12 protein-coding genes are annotated in these 14,893 nt (G+C 59.3%); 4 read left to right on the forward strand and 8 right to left on the reverse strand.

What is annotated here, in order from left to right; translation table 11 throughout:
* Positions 1-10: 10 nt before the first annotated feature.
* The 3 genes from IHQ71_RS05775 to IHQ71_RS05785 all read right to left on the reverse strand — a co-directional run bounded on the left by IHQ71_RS05775 (position 11) and on the right by IHQ71_RS05785 (position 5,490).
* Entirely contained in the window at positions 11-1,312 is a 1,302-nt protein-coding gene (locus IHQ71_RS05775; protein ID WP_258160997.1) for a pitrilysin family protein, read from the reverse strand.
* 22 nt (positions 1,313-1,334) lie between these two features.
* Positions 1,335-2,732, reverse strand: coding sequence for a threonine synthase (thrC, locus tag IHQ71_RS05780; RefSeq protein WP_258160998.1), 1,398 nt, complete (start codon positions 2,730-2,732; stop codon positions 1,335-1,337).
* A gap of 181 nt (positions 2,733-2,913) precedes the next feature.
* The gene (locus IHQ71_RS05785) at positions 2,914-5,490 is read right to left on the reverse strand and encodes a VCBS domain-containing protein (RefSeq protein ID WP_258160999.1); all 2,577 of its coding nucleotides are present in this window, start codon (positions 5,488-5,490) and stop codon (positions 2,914-2,916) included.
* 281 nt (positions 5,491-5,771) lie between these two features.
* Between IHQ71_RS05785 and IHQ71_RS05790 the strand changes: the two genes are divergently transcribed.
* Positions 5,772-6,347, forward strand: coding sequence for a hypothetical protein (locus tag IHQ71_RS05790; RefSeq protein WP_258161000.1), 576 nt, complete (start codon positions 5,772-5,774; stop codon positions 6,345-6,347).
* A gap of 38 nt (positions 6,348-6,385) precedes the next feature.
* On the opposite strand, the gene IHQ71_RS05795 is transcribed toward IHQ71_RS05790, so the two are convergent.
* From IHQ71_RS05795 to IHQ71_RS05815, 5 genes are all read right to left on the reverse strand, one after another.
* Positions 6,386-7,075 carry an HAD family phosphatase gene (locus IHQ71_RS05795; protein ID WP_258161001.1) on the reverse strand — a complete coding sequence of 230 codons (690 nt, stop codon included), beginning with the start codon at positions 7,073-7,075 and terminating at the stop codon, positions 6,386-6,388.
* 114 nt (positions 7,076-7,189) lie between these two features.
* Positions 7,190-7,570 (reverse strand): type II toxin-antitoxin system HigA family antitoxin, encoded by a 381-nt coding sequence (locus IHQ71_RS05800; protein ID WP_258161002.1) that lies wholly within the window; start codon positions 7,568-7,570, stop codon positions 7,190-7,192.
* A gap of 15 nt (positions 7,571-7,585) precedes the next feature.
* Positions 7,586-7,897 carry a type II toxin-antitoxin system HigB family toxin gene (locus IHQ71_RS05805; protein ID WP_258161003.1) on the reverse strand — a complete coding sequence of 104 codons (312 nt, stop codon included), beginning with the start codon at positions 7,895-7,897 and terminating at the stop codon, positions 7,586-7,588.
* Positions 7,898-7,983: 86 nt separating this feature from the next.
* Entirely contained in the window at positions 7,984-8,979 is a 996-nt protein-coding gene (locus IHQ71_RS05810) for an NAD(P)H-quinone oxidoreductase (protein ID WP_258161004.1), read from the reverse strand.
* Positions 8,980-9,040: 61 nt separating this feature from the next.
* Positions 9,041-10,849 carry a bifunctional diguanylate cyclase/phosphodiesterase gene (locus tag IHQ71_RS05815; protein WP_258161005.1) on the reverse strand — a complete coding sequence of 603 codons (1,809 nt, stop codon included), beginning with the start codon at positions 10,847-10,849 and terminating at the stop codon, positions 9,041-9,043.
* Positions 10,850-11,060: 211 nt separating this feature from the next.
* Between IHQ71_RS05815 and betC the strand changes: the two genes are divergently transcribed.
* The 3 genes from betC to betB all read left to right on the forward strand — a co-directional run bounded on the left by betC (position 11,061) and on the right by betB (position 14,820).
* Positions 11,061-12,590, forward strand: a complete 1,530-nt coding sequence (gene betC / locus IHQ71_RS05820) for a choline-sulfatase (protein WP_258161006.1) — start codon at positions 11,061-11,063, stop codon at positions 12,588-12,590.
* 337 nt (positions 12,591-12,927) lie between these two features.
* On the forward strand, positions 12,928-13,185 hold the full coding sequence (locus IHQ71_RS05825; RefSeq protein WP_258161007.1) for a DUF1344 domain-containing protein: 258 nt from the start codon (positions 12,928-12,930) through the stop codon (positions 13,183-13,185).
* Positions 13,186-13,356: 171 nt separating this feature from the next.
* Positions 13,357-14,820 (forward strand): betaine-aldehyde dehydrogenase, encoded by a 1,464-nt coding sequence (gene betB / locus IHQ71_RS05830; protein ID WP_258162756.1) that lies wholly within the window; start codon positions 13,357-13,359, stop codon positions 14,818-14,820.
* The last annotated feature ends 73 nt before the right edge of the window (positions 14,821-14,893 follow it).

Genomic DNA, 14,893 nt, shown 5'->3' on the forward strand with positions numbered 1-14,893 from the left:
GAATTGCCGGTTATTCTGCCGCCGTCTTGTGTCCCGGGTTCGAGCCGCCGTTCAGCAGATGTGATATTTCCTCCATCGAGGCAAGTTCGTCAACCGGGCCGATCGCCGAGAGCGTCGGGGTGGTGCCGAAGAACAGTCGTCCCGCGAGATCGGTCAGCCGGCCGGTGGTGATGCCGGACAGGCGCTCCATCAGTTCGGTGTTCGAGATCGGGCGGCCGTAGAGCATCATCTGGCGCGCGATCTGGCCGGCGCGTGCTGCGGGGCTTTCCTGGCCCATGAGAAGCTGAGCACGGATCTGGGCTCGGGCGCGGTCGATTTCCTCCTGCCGGATTTCCTCCGACGATTTGCGAAGCTCGTCGACGATGACAGGGATCAGTTCGGGCAGGTTTTCGCTACCAGTCGCCGCATGGATGCCGAAAATGCCAGTGTCCGAGAACCCCCAATGGAAGGCATAGACCGAATAGCAGAGGCCGCGATGTTCGCGCACTTCCTGGAACAGCCGCGACGACATGCCGCCGCCCAGCACGTTGGCGAGGATCTGCGAACAGTAGAAATCGCGGGCATGATAGGCCTTGCCCTCGAAGCCGAACAGCAGCTGCGTGTCCATCAGGTCGCGGGATTCGCGCACCTCGCCGCCATTGTACCGAGCGGGTTCGATGATCTGTGCAAAGGGGGATGTCGTCGGTAGTCCGGCGAAGCGCTTCTCGACCTCGCGCACGAACTCGTCGTGCTTCACGGCGCCGGCGGCGACGATATACATGCGCTCGGCGAGATAATTGCGCGAGAGATAGCGGCGGATCTGGTTCGGCGCGAAGGACATGACCGATTCAGGCGTGCCGAGAATGGACCTGCCGATCGTCTGGCCCTGGAAGGCGACTTCAGAGAACTTGTCGAAGACGATGTCGTCTGGCGTGTCGTTCGCCGCGCCGATTTCCTGAAGGATGACGCTCTTTTCGCGCTCGAGTTCTTCCTCGTCGAAGGCGGACTCGATGAGGATGTCGGCCAGGATATCGACTGCAAGCGGCACATCGTCCCGCAGAACGCGCGCATAATAGGACGTGGATTCAGTGGAGGTGGCGGCATTGACTTCGCCGCCGACATTTTCGATCTGCTCGGCGATATCGCGCGCCGTACGCCGGGCAGTGCCCTTGAACGCCATGTGCTCGAGAAGGTGAGCGATACCGTGCTCGTCCTCGGCCTCGTTGCGGGATCCCGACTTCACCCAGGCGCCGAGAGCAACGCTCTCCAGATGCGGCATGGTTTCTGTCACGACGGTGAGCCCCGAGGGGAGCGTGGTTACTTCAACATTCATCGCTTACCAAAAGGCGCCCCGGTCAGTTCCCGATCCGGGCATGATGGGCGATGAAGTCTTCCACCGTCTTAATGTCCGCATCCAGCACTTCGAAGCGCTCCTCCCTTTGCATTAATCCGTCCAGCCACGATGGCAAGGCTGGATCAATACCGCAAGCATTTTTCACTGCCAAGGGAAATTTTGCCGGGTGCGCCGTGGCGAGCGTCACCATCGGAGCGTTGGATTTCTCGAATTTCTTTGCGATGGCGACGCCGATTGCGGTGTGCGGGTCGAGCAGGTAGCCGGTCTCGGCGAGCACGCCCTTGATCGTTTTCGCCACGTCCTTCTCGCTGACGCGGCCGGCCTTGAAGTCGCGTGAAATGGCTTTGAGCGCATGCTTCTCGATCTCGAAGGCACCCGATTGCTTGAGCCCGTCCATGGCGATCCTGACCTTGGATGGATCACGGTCGTAGGCCTCGAACAGCAGCCGCTCGAAGTTCGACGAGATCTGGATGTCCATCGACGGCGAGGTGGTGGCCTTGACGCCCTTCATCTCATAGCGGCCGGTCTTCAGCGTACGGGCCACGATGTCGTTTTCGTTGGTCGCGACCACCAGCTTTGCGATCGGCAGGCCCATGCGCTTGGCCGCGTAGCCCGCGAAAATATCGCCGAAATTGCCGGTCGGCACCGTAAAGGACACCTTACGGTCCGGACCGCCAAGCGAGATCGCAGCCGTGAAATAATAAACGATCTGCGCCATGATGCGCGCCCAGTTGATCGAGTTGACGCCAGCGAGCTGCATCCGGTCGCGGAATCCGAGATCGTTGAACATCGCCTTCACCAGGTTCTGGCAATCGTCGAACGTGCCCTTGATGGCAATGGCATGGACATTGGCATGTGATGTCGTCGTCATCTGCCGCTGCTGTACCGGCGACACCTTCTCATGTGGAAACAGGATGAAGAGATCGGTGCGCTCGCGGCCGCCGAAGGCATCGATTGCTGCGCCACCCGTGTCGCCCGAAGTCGCGCCGACGATGGTCGAACGTTCGTTGCGCGCGGCGAGCGTGTGGTCCATCAGGCGGGCGAGCAACTGCATCGCGACGTCCTTGAAGGCGAGCGTGGTGCCATGGAAGAGTTCGAGAATGTAGGAATTCGGCCCGCTCTGCACCAGCGGGGCGATCGCCGGATGCTTGAACGTGGCATAGGCCTCGTCGATCATCGCCTTGAGATCGGCCTCGGAAATGTCCTTGCCGGCGAAGGGCGTCAGCACCGCGAGCGCGATATCCTGGTAGCTCTTGCCGCGCAGCGCCCGGATTTCCTTCTTCGAGAAATGCGGCCATTCCTTCGGCACATAAAGCCCGCCGTCTCGCGCCAGACCCGTCAGCAGGGCGTCGGAAAAACCAAGCTCAGGGGCCTCGCCCCGGGTCGAAACATAGCGCACGTCAACACCTCGAAGTCAGAATCTGCGGTTGAACAGTCCTATCATCGCGCAGCAAATCGGGGTGTTCCGAATGCGTCCGTACGACCCGTGTTATTGCCTCGATTGCAAAACTGCTCAGCCCATGTCGAGGCTCTATAGACCGATCCGCCAAGTGTTGAAAAGGTCGGATCGGTGCAATCTGTCAGAGATCGAAATGCCTTTCCCGCAACGCAATGACCGAGCTGAACTCGATGACGAGATCCGCCGCTCCGCCGCCATCGGTGTCGCCGTAGACAAAGGTTCGCCCGCCGCTTTCCTCAATGCGCAATTCGCCAGCCTTGCCGCTGAACGCATCGGTCCCGATAAAAGCAAAAGCCTGGTTGCCGCGCTTGTTCTCGTTTGCGTCGATGAAACTGATATCGATCCGGTCGCGGTCCCTGACGGAGAAATCCATGATCGTGGCGTGATCCGGCACCGTCGGTTGCGTGGAACTGGCTCGGCGGAACGTAAATACATCCGCGCCATCGCCGCCCATAAGCGTATCGGCTCCCCGGCCGCTCATAATACGGTCATCTCCACCGCCGCCGTCAATCGTGGCATTGCCCAGCCAGTTGTAAAGTCTGTCATTGCCGTCGCCGCCACGAATGATATCGTCGCCGAAGCCTCCACTGATGAAATCGTTTCCGCCGCGACCGATTAGTTCGTCGTTTAATGCCGTTCCCCTGAGACTGTCGCCTTTCGAATTGCCCTCGATCACATTGGTCTCGACATCGATGGAGATGATATCGACATCGACCTTGGCGCCGCCGGTGCCGGTATTGCCGAGATCGCTGGTAGTCATTGAAATCGAAATGGCACCAGTGTTGTCGGAGACGATCTCCAAGCCGTCCAGCGCTGCATTGATGTCGGCGATGGTACCCGCAAATGTGAACGACGTATCCGCCACCCCATCTCCAAGGGTGAAGCTCAGTCCTGTCGTTTGCGACAACGTCATTGCTCCGGCGGATGCGCTCAGCGTCACCTCCACATCCGCCGCTCCCGCATCCAGGTCGCTGAGGGCCAAGGAATTCCCTGTTGCCGCCGAGAATACGAGCGCGTTGTTGCGAAGTGCGTGCTGCGCGCCCGGCACGGCATTGACCGGGGCGACGTTCCCATTCGTGCCGTTGATCGTGATGGTGACGTTCGAAATCGCCATGCCGCCCCGGCCGTCGCCGATTGAGTAACCGATTGTCTCGGTGAGCGTCTCGCCTTCATCGAGTGCGCGGATTGCCGGTTGGGCGGAGTCGAACGTGTAAGTGTAGGATCCGTCGCTGAGGTTTACATTGATCACACCATACTGGGCGACTTCCACGGCAATCAACTGGACAGTGTCCCCGTCGATATCGCTGTCGTTCGTCAGAAGGTCGCCCGTGATTGAGACGCTGCCGTCCGATTCCCGCGCCGAGTTCACGTCAGCGACAGCAAACGGCGCGCGGTTATCCGTCGACCCGTTGATGGTGATTGCCAAGCTGGACGATGCAGTGCCACCATGGCCGTCGCTGACATTGTAGCCGAATGAATCGCTCAGCGACTGGCCATTGTTCAGGGCATTGACGGCAGGGTTGCTGTTGTCGAGCGTGTATGTATAGGAGCCATCCGCATGGATCACCAGCACGCCATAGGCGAGCGTGAACGTGCCGGCGTTGGTGACCGACAGCGTATTCCCGTCCGGATCGCTGTCATTGGTCAGCACGTTGCCCATGATGGGATTGGGGGTCGTGTCCTCCATGACCGAATTGACATCGGCGGTCGCCACCGGCGCCCGGTTGTCGGTCGTGCCGTTGATGGTGATCGTAAGCGAGGATGCCGCAGTGCCACCATGCCCGTCGCTGACATTGTAGGTGAATGAATCGCTCAGCGTCTGGCCATTGTTGAGGGCATTGACGGCAGGGTTTGTGTTGTCGAGCGTATAGGTGTAGGTGCCATTGGCATTGATCACCAACGAGCCATGGCCCAGGTTGAACGTGCCGGCATTTGTCACGGACAAGGCATGGCCGTCCGGATCGCTATCACTGGTCAGAACATTGCCCGTGACGGGATTGGGCGGAGTGTCTTCCTTGATCGAGTTGACGTCGGCAACAGCTATGGGCGCGCCGTTGTCGGTCGTCCCGTTGATGGTGAGCGTCAGCGTCGAGGATGCGGTGCCGCCAAAGCCGTCACTTACCGAATAGTTGAAAGTCTCCGTCAGGAACTGACCCGCACTGAGCGCATTGACCGCGGGATTGGAGTTATTGAGCGTGTAGGCGTAACCTCCATTGGAGTTCATCACCAACGTGCCGTAATTAAGGTTGAAGGTGCCGCCATTGGTAACAGCCAGCGTGTCGTTGCTGTCGGGATCGCTGTCATTGGCCAGCACGTTGCCCATGACCGGGTTTGGGGCGGTGTCTTCCGTGATTGAATTCGTGTCGGCTGCCAGCGACGGCATTTGATTTACGGACGTTCCCTGAACTGTAATGGTGAGGGACGCAAAGTCGCCGCTGACGTTGTAGATAAAGATATCCGTCAGTGTCTGGCCGTTGTTGAGCGCGTCGACCGCAGGAAGGCCGTTGTCGAGCGTGTATATGAATGTTCCGTCGGCATTCAGCACCAAGGTGCCGTAGTTCATCGGAAATGTGCCGAAGCTGGTAACCGTTACCGGGCTGCCATCAAAAGAGATATCGTTCAGTACGACGTTGCCGCTAACGGTATTTGGTACGGCGTCTTCCTTGACGGAGACGTCGTCATTATTTGCGTCGGCCATAGAATCCCCCGGTTAGACAGCACAATTAAATGAAATTTTTGTATTTCAAGCAGGGATATGCTCGCAAACTCGTGCGGCGGTCAATACATACGAATGAATCAGGGTAAATGGGCCTGCGGGATGCCCGCGCACCCTTCGAATCTTTCAGCTGACCAATCGATTTTTTGTTTTGCTGCTGATATAGACCGATCACCGGGGGCCATGAAAAGGCCCGAATTCACGACTGAATGCTGTTGGCTGGATCTTTGGCCGCAGCCGAGACTATATGGGGTGGCGTAGACGTGTCTGGCAAATTTCTTCGTACTGTTGCATCATTCGGCTTGCTGGCCGGCCTCGCTGCCTGCAGTGCCACCGACACGGGTGGCATGTTCTCGAGCGTCAAGAAAAGCGACACCGCCGGCAACGATCCGAAAATGGTCGTCATGCAGGGCGCCTGCCCGCAGGTCTATCTCCGCGAGGGTACGGCGGTCTACACCCAGTACGCCAAGGGCGTGAAGAAGAATGTCCAGGGCTTGGCCGATCCCAACAAGCTGGTGATCCAGGCCACTCTCGACGCCACCACCCGCCAATGCAGGCAGACCGATCAGGGGCTCGTCGTCACCGTGGTCGTCCGCGGCCGTGTCATCACAGGCCCGGAAGGCAAGGATGGTACCTATTCGCTGCCGATCCGGGTTGCCGCCACCGATGGCGACCAGACGCTCTATTCCGAACTCACCCCGTTCCAGGTGACGATCCCACCGGGCCAGGGCAACGCGCAGTTCATCTTCACCAAGGAGAATGTCGTGTTGTCCGCTCCCGCGAGTGGCCTGACGCGCCTCTTCGCCGGCATCGACGAAGGCCCGTATAATACGAAGTGAGGTTTGGGGACTGGGTGCCGCGCGGCACCGTTAAACCATTAGACCAGTTCGTTGAAGTTCTTCAGCGCTTCCACCATCTCAGGCAATTCCACCATGCGCGAGATCACGGTCTCGGCGCCTGCATCCGTCAGCCGGTCGGCATGGGTCGGATAGGTGTGCGAACCGCCGGTAAACCCGATCACCCGCATGCCGGCGGCGCGCGCCGCATGCACGCCATGCACCGAATCCTCGATCACCAGGCAGCGTGAAGGATCGACGCCGAACTGCTTGGCGCCGAAAAGGTAGATGTCCGGCTTCGGCTTGGTCCGGTCCGGACCCAGGTCCTTCGCGGAATAGATATGCCCCTGGAAGAACGGCTTGAGGCCAACCTTGGTCAGCATCAGGTCCAGCCGATGCGAAGACGAGTTGGAGCAGATGCAGCGCTGTTCGGTGATCTTGGCCAGCGCATAGCGCACGCCTTCGATCATCTTGACACGGCGAAGGAGCGCGGCGTCGAGCAGCTTTTCGGATTTGTCGAGAAGCTGGGCCGAGACCGGAATATCGGCCTCCTGCTCGATCGTCAGCAGAATGCTCTTCCAGTCCATGCCCGCAAAGCGGATGCACATGTCTTCCGCCGTGATGTCGAAGCCCGAATCCCGCAACAGCTTGGATTCCACCTCGGCGGCAATGATTTCGGAATCGACGAGCACGCCGTCGCAATCAAAAAGGATCAGGTCAAAACCGGGCATATAATTTGTTCTCGTGGGGGAGGGAGTGTTTTCGGTTGGGTACACGATTAGGGCCGAAGTGACAATGCCGGATGGCGCATGGCCGCTATGTGCTGGTATTGCCAGCAGAGGCAGCTATGCGGCGATCTCGCCAACCAGCGCGCCGGCGGGGATGCCCCATGCTTTACTGATCTTGCGGATTTGATCGAGGTTGATCTCACGACGCCCATTGAGAAGATCGGCTACGCGAGACTTCGATCCGACGATCTCGATAAGGTCCGCCCGACTATAGTTGTTGGCGGCCATGATGGATTTCAGGACATCAACGGGTGCCGCGCGTGGGATTTCGTAGTGCTTCGATTCATACTGCTCGATCAGCAGCACGAGTGCATCGAAATGTGCGGCTTCCGGTGTATTTTCGGCGGGTTCTGTGTCGAAATACGGCCGCACAGCCTTCAGCGCAGCCTGATATTCCGCTTCGCTCTGCAAAGTACGCAGCATGGAAAAATCCAACATTGAGCTTTCCTTACACTATAAATCTACCACCTTGACCTTGTCGTACTCGGCGTGAGTACCGACGAAAAGAATGAAAATGCGCTTCGTTCGGTATCCTACCAAGCCCACAATGCGATACTTGTTTCCACCGACGTCAAAGACCACTTTCCCGTCTGCCACATAGTCGGCGGAGTTGAAGGTCTTCCTAAGTTCGCTGAAGTCCTTCCAATTCGCGTCTGAAGCGGTCGTGTGCCATTCCGTCATCGCCGCCTTGGCAACGTTTCGGGGCATTCCCGACGGCTGCCTTTCCCAAAATTGCACCAGGGCGGACTTGGCAATCACATTCATCGAATACTCGTATAGCAGGTTCCCAATATGGAAACAATAGTATCGCGATGAGACCGAGCTTTTGAAGATAGACGCGTTAGCTAATACTACACCCTCAACACAATCTTCCCGATATGATCGCTCGATTCCATCAGCCTGTGCGCTTCCACCACATCGGCGAAATCGAACACTTTGTGAATGACCGGCGCCACCTTTCCGGCTTCGATCAATGGCCAGACCTTTGCCTGAAGCTCATCGCGAATCTCGCGCTTCTCCTCCGCCGTGCGCGGCCGCATGGTCGAACCCATGATGTGCAGGCGCTTGACCATGATCGGCGCAAGATTGGCTTTCTCGGCAACAGCGCCGCCAAGCAGGGAGATGATCGAAAGCCTGCCGTCCCTTGCCAGCGAGGCGAGATTTTTTTCGAAATAGGCGGCGGCGATCATATCGAGGATGACGTTGACGCCACCTTTGGTTTCCGCCTTTATGACGGCGGCGAAGTCCTCGGTCTTGTAATTGATCGCATGCAGGGCGCCGAGCTTGCGGCATGCGTCGGCCTTTTCCTCGTTTCCGACGGTGGTGAACACCGTCGCGCCTATCGCCTTGGCAAGCTGGATGGCGGTCGTGCCGATGCCGCTCGATCCGCCATGGATCAGCACCGTCTCGCCGGCCCTCAGGCCCGCCATCATGAAGAGATTGGCCCAGACGGTGAAGAACGTCTCGGGCAGGGCGGCGGCACGGATCGCGTCATAGCCCTTCGGCCAGGCAAGCGCCTGTGTCGCCGGCACGGCGCAATATTCGGCATAGCCGCCGCCATTGGCCAATGCGCAGACCTTGTCGCCGACTTTGAAACCCTTCGTCTCCTGACCGAGTGCCACGACCTCGCCCGCGACTTCCAACCCGAGGATCGGGCTGGCCCCCGGCGGCGGCGGATAGCTGCCCTGTCGCTGGGCGACATCCGGCCGGTTGACGCCCGATGCCTCGACCCGGATCAGCAGGTCGCCAGGCTTGAGATCGGGAAGCGGGCCGGTGGCGAGTTTCATCGCATCGGGTGCGCCCGGCTGCGGCAGGTCGATGTAGCGCATCTCGGAGGGCAGGGCCATGTCATGCTCCATTCAGGTGAGCCTTGGAGATAGGCCAGATCTTCCGCGATTGAAAGGCCGGTCAGCTTTCCTCCGCTGCGCCGAACCGGGTGACACTGAGGCCATTGGCGCTTTGCTTGGCAAGAGTCTTCACATGCGCGATCTCGGCGCTGATCCGGTCGATATCGCTGATCACCACGCCCTGCGGCAGTTCCAGCACGCCGATCGAGCAGCGCATCAGCGGTATCTTCGCCTCGATGCCATCGCGGCCATGGCCGATAATATAGCCGTCCGCGCGCTCCTTGTCGCTGTAGAGCGTCATGACCTCCGAGGAGAAATCGTTGAGCAGCCGGCCGAGCGGATGCAGCATCTCCTCCTCGTCGATGCCCCTCAGCCCGACAAAGAAATCATCGCCGCCGATATGCCCGGTGAACTCGTTCTCATGAAAGAAATAGCGCCGCATCAGCGCCGCGAAGAGCGAGATCGCATGGTCGCCGGCGTGGAAGCCGTAGCGGTCGTTGAACGGCTTGAAATTGTCGAAGTCGCAATAGCAGAGATAGCGGATCTTGTCGGCATCCATGCAGGCATTCCTGAGGAAATTGACGATCGCGAGATTGCCCGGCAGGCCGGTCAGCGGGTTCTGGTCGAGTGCGGTCTTCAACTGCTTCTCGTTGAGAATGCGGATCAGCGAGGCGGCCGAAATCGTGCCGGAATAGCGCATGTTCTCGGTCAGCAGCACGCAGTGGCAGCCATCCATGTTGGCGAAGGCGGACACGAGATCCTGGGTGTCGGAGTCGAGGCTGATGATCGGCGCGTTCTTGACGAAATAGGAGACCGGCTTGAGGTAGTCCCGGTTCTTGAGCAGGTCGCGCCCGAAGGGATGATAGATGAATTCCTTGAGCTGCGATTCCTGGATGATGCCGCGCGGCTCGTTGGTGACGTTGAGCACCGGGAAGTAGCTGTTTTCCGGGTTCATCCGGAACATCTCGAAGACCTTCTCGATCGAGTCGTTCTCATAGACGAAGGGCAGATTCTCGATCTGCTTGCGGATCAGCAATTCGTCGAGCGAACTCGCCGATGTCCGGCTTCTCGAATGATCGCGCAGATGCGGGAAGCTCGAGCGCTGGTCGTCGACATTCACCGATGGTCGGGCGATGTAATAGCCCTGCACCATATCGACGCCGAATTCGCGGCAGGACAGGAACTCGGCCTCGGTCTCGACGCCCTCGGCGATGACGCGGATGCCGAGCGTATGGGCGATATTGACAATGTTCTTGACGAGATGCTGCTTGCGCGGTGCATCGCCGACGCCGGCGATGAAATGCCGGTCGATCTTGAGATAATCGACGGGATAGTCGCAGAGCAGCTTGAACTCGCCGCGGCCGACGCCGAAGTCGTCGATGGCAATCTTGAAGCCGGACCGGCGCATCTTGGCGATCAGTTCGCCGAATTCCGGCACGGCGGTGTTGTCAAAGCGCTCGGAGAGTTCGAAGCAAATCGAGGAGGGCGGAATGCCATGGGCCCGCAGATGACGGAGCAGCGCATCGATCAGCGCGCCGCCTTCCGGGATCAGCCGGACATCGAGATTGATAAAGAGCGTCGATGAGCGATAATCGGCAAGCGACGTGAATTTTGCCAGCGCACGGCCAGACATCATCTGGTCGAGGGTCGCGAGTTGTCCGGTCTCCGCCATCCGGTCGATCAGTTCGATCGGCGAGTTGAATCCTAACTGATCGTGGCCGCGCATAAGAGTCTCGTAGCCGAACACCGCCCCGGTGGTGATTTCGACGATCGGCTGAAAGGCGCAGTCAAGCACCGCCTTTCCGAGATTGAAGAGCTTTTCGCCTGCATAGCGGACGGGAAAAGCGATGCGTTCGGCGGCGGCAGGCATGATGGCTCCGATGAAAATGGATTGATCTATGGGCACCACACTTGCTTGAAATCTTTGACAAATCGTTCCGCTGGCATGAAACTTTTGTGACAGTGCGACGGCGCCGGGTATCTGTCGCAAACGGAATGAAGAAACGGGTGATCGAAGGCTGGATTTTCGCACGGAACAGGCTTTATTGCGTCCCACGACAAACAAATCGGAACCAACGGAAATGCCCGACCGTAAGCCCAATATTCTCGTCATCATGGTCGATCAGCTGAACGGCACTTTTTTCCCCGATGGCCCGGCCGATTTCCTGCATGCGCCGCATCTCAAGGCGCTTGCCCAGCGCGGCGCTCGTTTCCGCAACAATTACACATCGTCGCCGCTCTGTGCCCCGGCACGCGCATCCTTCATGGCCGGGCAGTTGCCGAGCCGCACGAAGGTCTATGACAATGCCGCCGAATATGTCTCCTCGATCCCGACCTTCGCGCATCATCTCCGCCGCGCTGGCTATTACACGGCGCTTTCGGGCAAGATGCATTTTGTCGGGCCGGACCAGTTGCACGGCTTCGAGGAGCGGCTGACGACCGATATCTACCCCGCCGATTTCGGCTGGACGCCGGATTACCGCAAGCCCGGCGAGCGCATCGACTGGTGGTACCACAATATGGGCTCGGTGACCGGCGCGGGCGTCGCCGAAATCACCAACCAGATGGAATATGACGACGAGGTCGCCTTCCTCGCCAACCAGAAGCTCTACCAGCTCAGCCGCGAAAACGACGATGCCGACCGCCGGCCCTGGTGCGTCACCGTCTCCTTCTCCCACCCGCACGACCCCTATGTGGCACGGCGCAAATTCTGGGATCTCTATGAAGGCCGCAACGAGCTGCTGCCGGAAGTGGGTGCGATACCCTTCGAAGAGCAGGACGCCCATTCCCAGCGCCTGATGCTCTCCTGCGATTACACGCAGTTCGACATAACCGAGGAGAACGTGGCCCGTGCCCGTCGCGGCTATTTCGCCAACATCTCCTATGTCGATGAGAAGGTCGGCGAGCTGGTCGATACGCTGACCCGCACCCGCATGCTCGACGACACCGTCATCATGTTTTGCTCCGACCATGGCGACATGCTGGGCGAGCGCGGCCTGTGGTTCAAGATGAGCTTCTTCGAAGGCTCGGCGCGCGTGCCGCTGATGATATCGGGCCCCGGCATCGAAAGCGGCCTGCACCGCGCGCCGGTCTCCAATCTCGATATCGCGCCGACACTCGCCGATCTGGCCGGCATTTCGATGGCCGAGATCATGCCCTGGACCGATGGCGAAAGCCTGGTGCCGATCATGCAAGGCGGCGAACGCACGGCCCCGGTGTTGATGGAATACGCTGCCGAAGGCTCCTACGCGCCGCTCGTCGGCATTCGCGAGGGCAAGTGGAAATATGTCCATTGCACGCTCGATCCCGACCAGCTGTTCGATCTCGATGCCGATCCACATGAGCTCAAAAATCTCGCGGCTGATCCGGCGCACGCCGCGACACTCGGCCATTTCCAGTCGACGGCACTCGCCCGCTGGGACATGGCGCGATTTGACGCAGAGGTTCGCGAAAGCCAGGCGCGCCGCTGGGTGGTCTACGAAGCACTTCGCAACGGGGCCTATTATCCCTGGGATCACCAGCCGCTGCAAAAGGCATCCGAGCGCTACATGCGCAACCATATGAATCTTGATAATCTCGAGGAATCAAAGCGTTATCCCCGCGGCGAGTGATTACTCGTCCGCCGAGCGAGTAATGTTTTGCCATCAAAGAGTCATTTTGCCGCAGCCGGGAAATCTGCCAAGTTCCGCCGCAATTGCGGCAGAATCTTCTCAATGTGGCAAGTGATGCGAAAGTAAACATTAAATATAAAACAGAATATAACAAGAACATGTGAAGTTTAATTAAGTTGATTTACTTTGCGGTGAGCGTAACTCTCTGCATCGGAAACGGGAATTGCCGGCACTTTTCAAACCATCGGTGCGACGCGACAGTTTCAGACGTTTCCATCCAGGCCAATGCACGAACCATCACATCACCTTCGTGCGGCCGATCAAGAGGACAACGCATATGCGCGCTCTTTTTGCTTCCGCAGTCATTCTTTCATCCATCGCAATGGTCCCCGCTGCTTTCGCGGCGAGCCAGTCGGTGACCGGCACCGTCAAGGCCTACCACGCCGGCAAATCGCTGACGCTCGCCAATGGCGATATGTTCCAGCTGCCTTCGAGCTTCAAGGATCCGGGCATCAGGACCGGCGAGAAGGTGAAAGTGGCCTATCAGAAGACAGGCAAGAATCTTCAGGCCGAGATGGTGACCATCGTTCGGTGACCTGATCCGGATTGCCGCGCATGGCTCCGGCCATGCGCGGTATCTTTCAACGGACAGGTTATCGTCGCAAATGGGACGGAATCTGACCTGCTAAAAAGGATGCGCAAGAGGCTTCACCCCTATATGTTCCAGACTTGATTAAATCCGGGAAAACCCCGGCAGGGGAGCATGATGCGCGCGCAGCCGAAAGCCAGCCATTTCATCGATGGCGACTATGTCGAGGATACCGCAGGCACGGTGTTCGAAAGCATCTATCCCGCCACAGGCGAGGTGATCGCCCGGTTGCATGCCGCGACCCCTGCAATTGTCGAAAAGGCCATCGCCTCGGCCAAGGCGGCACAGGTCGAATGGGCCAAAATGAGCCCCACCGCGCGCGGCCGCATCCTCAAGCGCGCCGCCGACATCATGCGCGTAAAGAACCGCGAACTCTCCCAACTCGAGACTCTGGATACCGGCAAGCCGATCCAGGAAACCATCGTCGCCGACCCGACCTCGGGAGCGGATGCGTTCGAATTCTTCGGTGGCGTGGCGGGCGCCGCGCTGAATGGCGAGCATATCCCCCTCGGCGCCGACTGGGCCTATACAAAGCGCATCCCGCTCGGCGTCTGCGTCGGCATCGGCGCCTGGAACTATCCCCAGCAGATCGCCTGCTGGAAGGGCGCCCCGGCGCTGATCTGCGGCAATGCCATGGTCTTCAAGCCGTCCGAGAACACGCCGCTCGGCGCGCTGAAGATCGCCGAAATCCTCATCGAGGCCGGCCTGCCCAAGGGTCTCTATAATGTCATCCAGGGCGACCGCACCACCGGCCCGATGCTGGTCAACCATCCCGATGTCAACAAGGTGTCGCTGACCGGATCGGTGCCGACCGGCCGCAAGGTGGCCGAAGCCGCCGCGGGACATCTCAAGCATGTGACAATGGAGCTCGGTGGCAAGTCGCCGCTGATCGTCTTCGATGACGCCGATATCGACTCGGCGATCGGCGGCGCCATGCTCGGCAATTTCTATTCGACGGGGCAGGTCTGCTCCAACGGCACCCGCGTCTTCGTTCAGAAGGGCGTGAAGGGAGAATTCCTCAAGCGGCTCAAGGCGCGTACCGAGGCGATCAAGATCGGCGATCCGGAGGACGAGGCGACCCAGATGGGTCCGGTCATCAACCGCGCCCAGCAGGAGAAAATCCTGTCCTACATCGAAAAGGGCAAAGCCGAGGGCGCCGCGCTGGTCACCGGCGGATCAATCCCGAATTCCGTTGCCGCCGCCGGCTGCTACATCCAGCCCACCGTCTTCGCTGATGTCACCGACGATATGGCCATCGCGCGGGAGGAAATCTTCGGCCCGGTCATGTGCGTGCTCGATTTCGACAATGAAGAAGAAGTCCTCAAGCGCGCCAATGCCACCGAATTCGGCCTCTCCGGAGGTGTTTTCACGTCAGACATGGCGCGTGCCCACCGGGTGGTGGACCAGCTCGAGGCCGGCACGGTGTGGATCAACACCTACAATCTCTGCCCGGTCGAAATTCCGTTCGGTGGTGTGAAGCAATCCGGTTTTGGCCGTGAGAATTCGCTGGCGGCGATCAACCATTATTCGGAACTGAAGACGGTCTATGTGGCGATGGGCAAGGTCGAGGCGCCGTATTGAGCCATGCTTAGGCGGGGGCATTCACCCCTCACCAAGCGCGTCCAGCGATCGGCTTTGCCTCTCGCGGGCTTGC

This window comes from Rhizobium sp. TH2 (assembly GCF_024707525.1).
In the GTDB taxonomy this organism is placed as follows: Bacteria; Pseudomonadota; Alphaproteobacteria; order Rhizobiales; family Rhizobiaceae; genus Rhizobium_E.

Bases quoted from the DNA above. Each gene is read 5' to 3' on its own strand.
- IHQ71_RS05775 (WP_258160997.1), bottom strand. From the start codon at position 1,312: ATGAATGTTGAAGTAACCACGCTCCCCTCGGGGCTCACCGTCGTGACA.
- IHQ71_RS05785 (WP_258160999.1), bottom strand. From the start codon at position 5,490: ATGGCCGACGCAAATAATGACGACGTCTCCGTCAAGGAAGACGCCGTA.
- IHQ71_RS05795 (WP_258161001.1), bottom strand. From the start codon at position 7,075: ATGCCCGGTTTTGACCTGATCCTTTTTGATTGCGACGGCGTGCTCGTC.
- IHQ71_RS05800 (WP_258161002.1), bottom strand. From the start codon at position 7,570: ATGTTGGATTTTTCCATGCTGCGTACTTTGCAGAGCGAAGCGGAATAT.
- IHQ71_RS05805 (WP_258161003.1), bottom strand. From the start codon at position 7,897: ATGAATGTGATTGCCAAGTCCGCCCTGGTGCAATTTTGGGAAAGGCAG.
- IHQ71_RS05810 (WP_258161004.1), bottom strand. From the start codon at position 8,979: ATGGCCCTGCCCTCCGAGATGCGCTACATCGACCTGCCGCAGCCGGGC.
- IHQ71_RS05815 (WP_258161005.1), bottom strand. From the start codon at position 10,849: ATGCCTGCCGCCGCCGAACGCATCGCTTTTCCCGTCCGCTATGCAGGC.
- betC (WP_258161006.1), top strand. From the start codon at position 11,061: ATGCCCGACCGTAAGCCCAATATTCTCGTCATCATGGTCGATCAGCTG.
- IHQ71_RS05825 (WP_258161007.1), top strand. From the start codon at position 12,928: ATGCGCGCTCTTTTTGCTTCCGCAGTCATTCTTTCATCCATCGCAATG.
- betB (WP_258162756.1), top strand. From the start codon at position 13,357: ATGCGCGCGCAGCCGAAAGCCAGCCATTTCATCGATGGCGACTATGTC.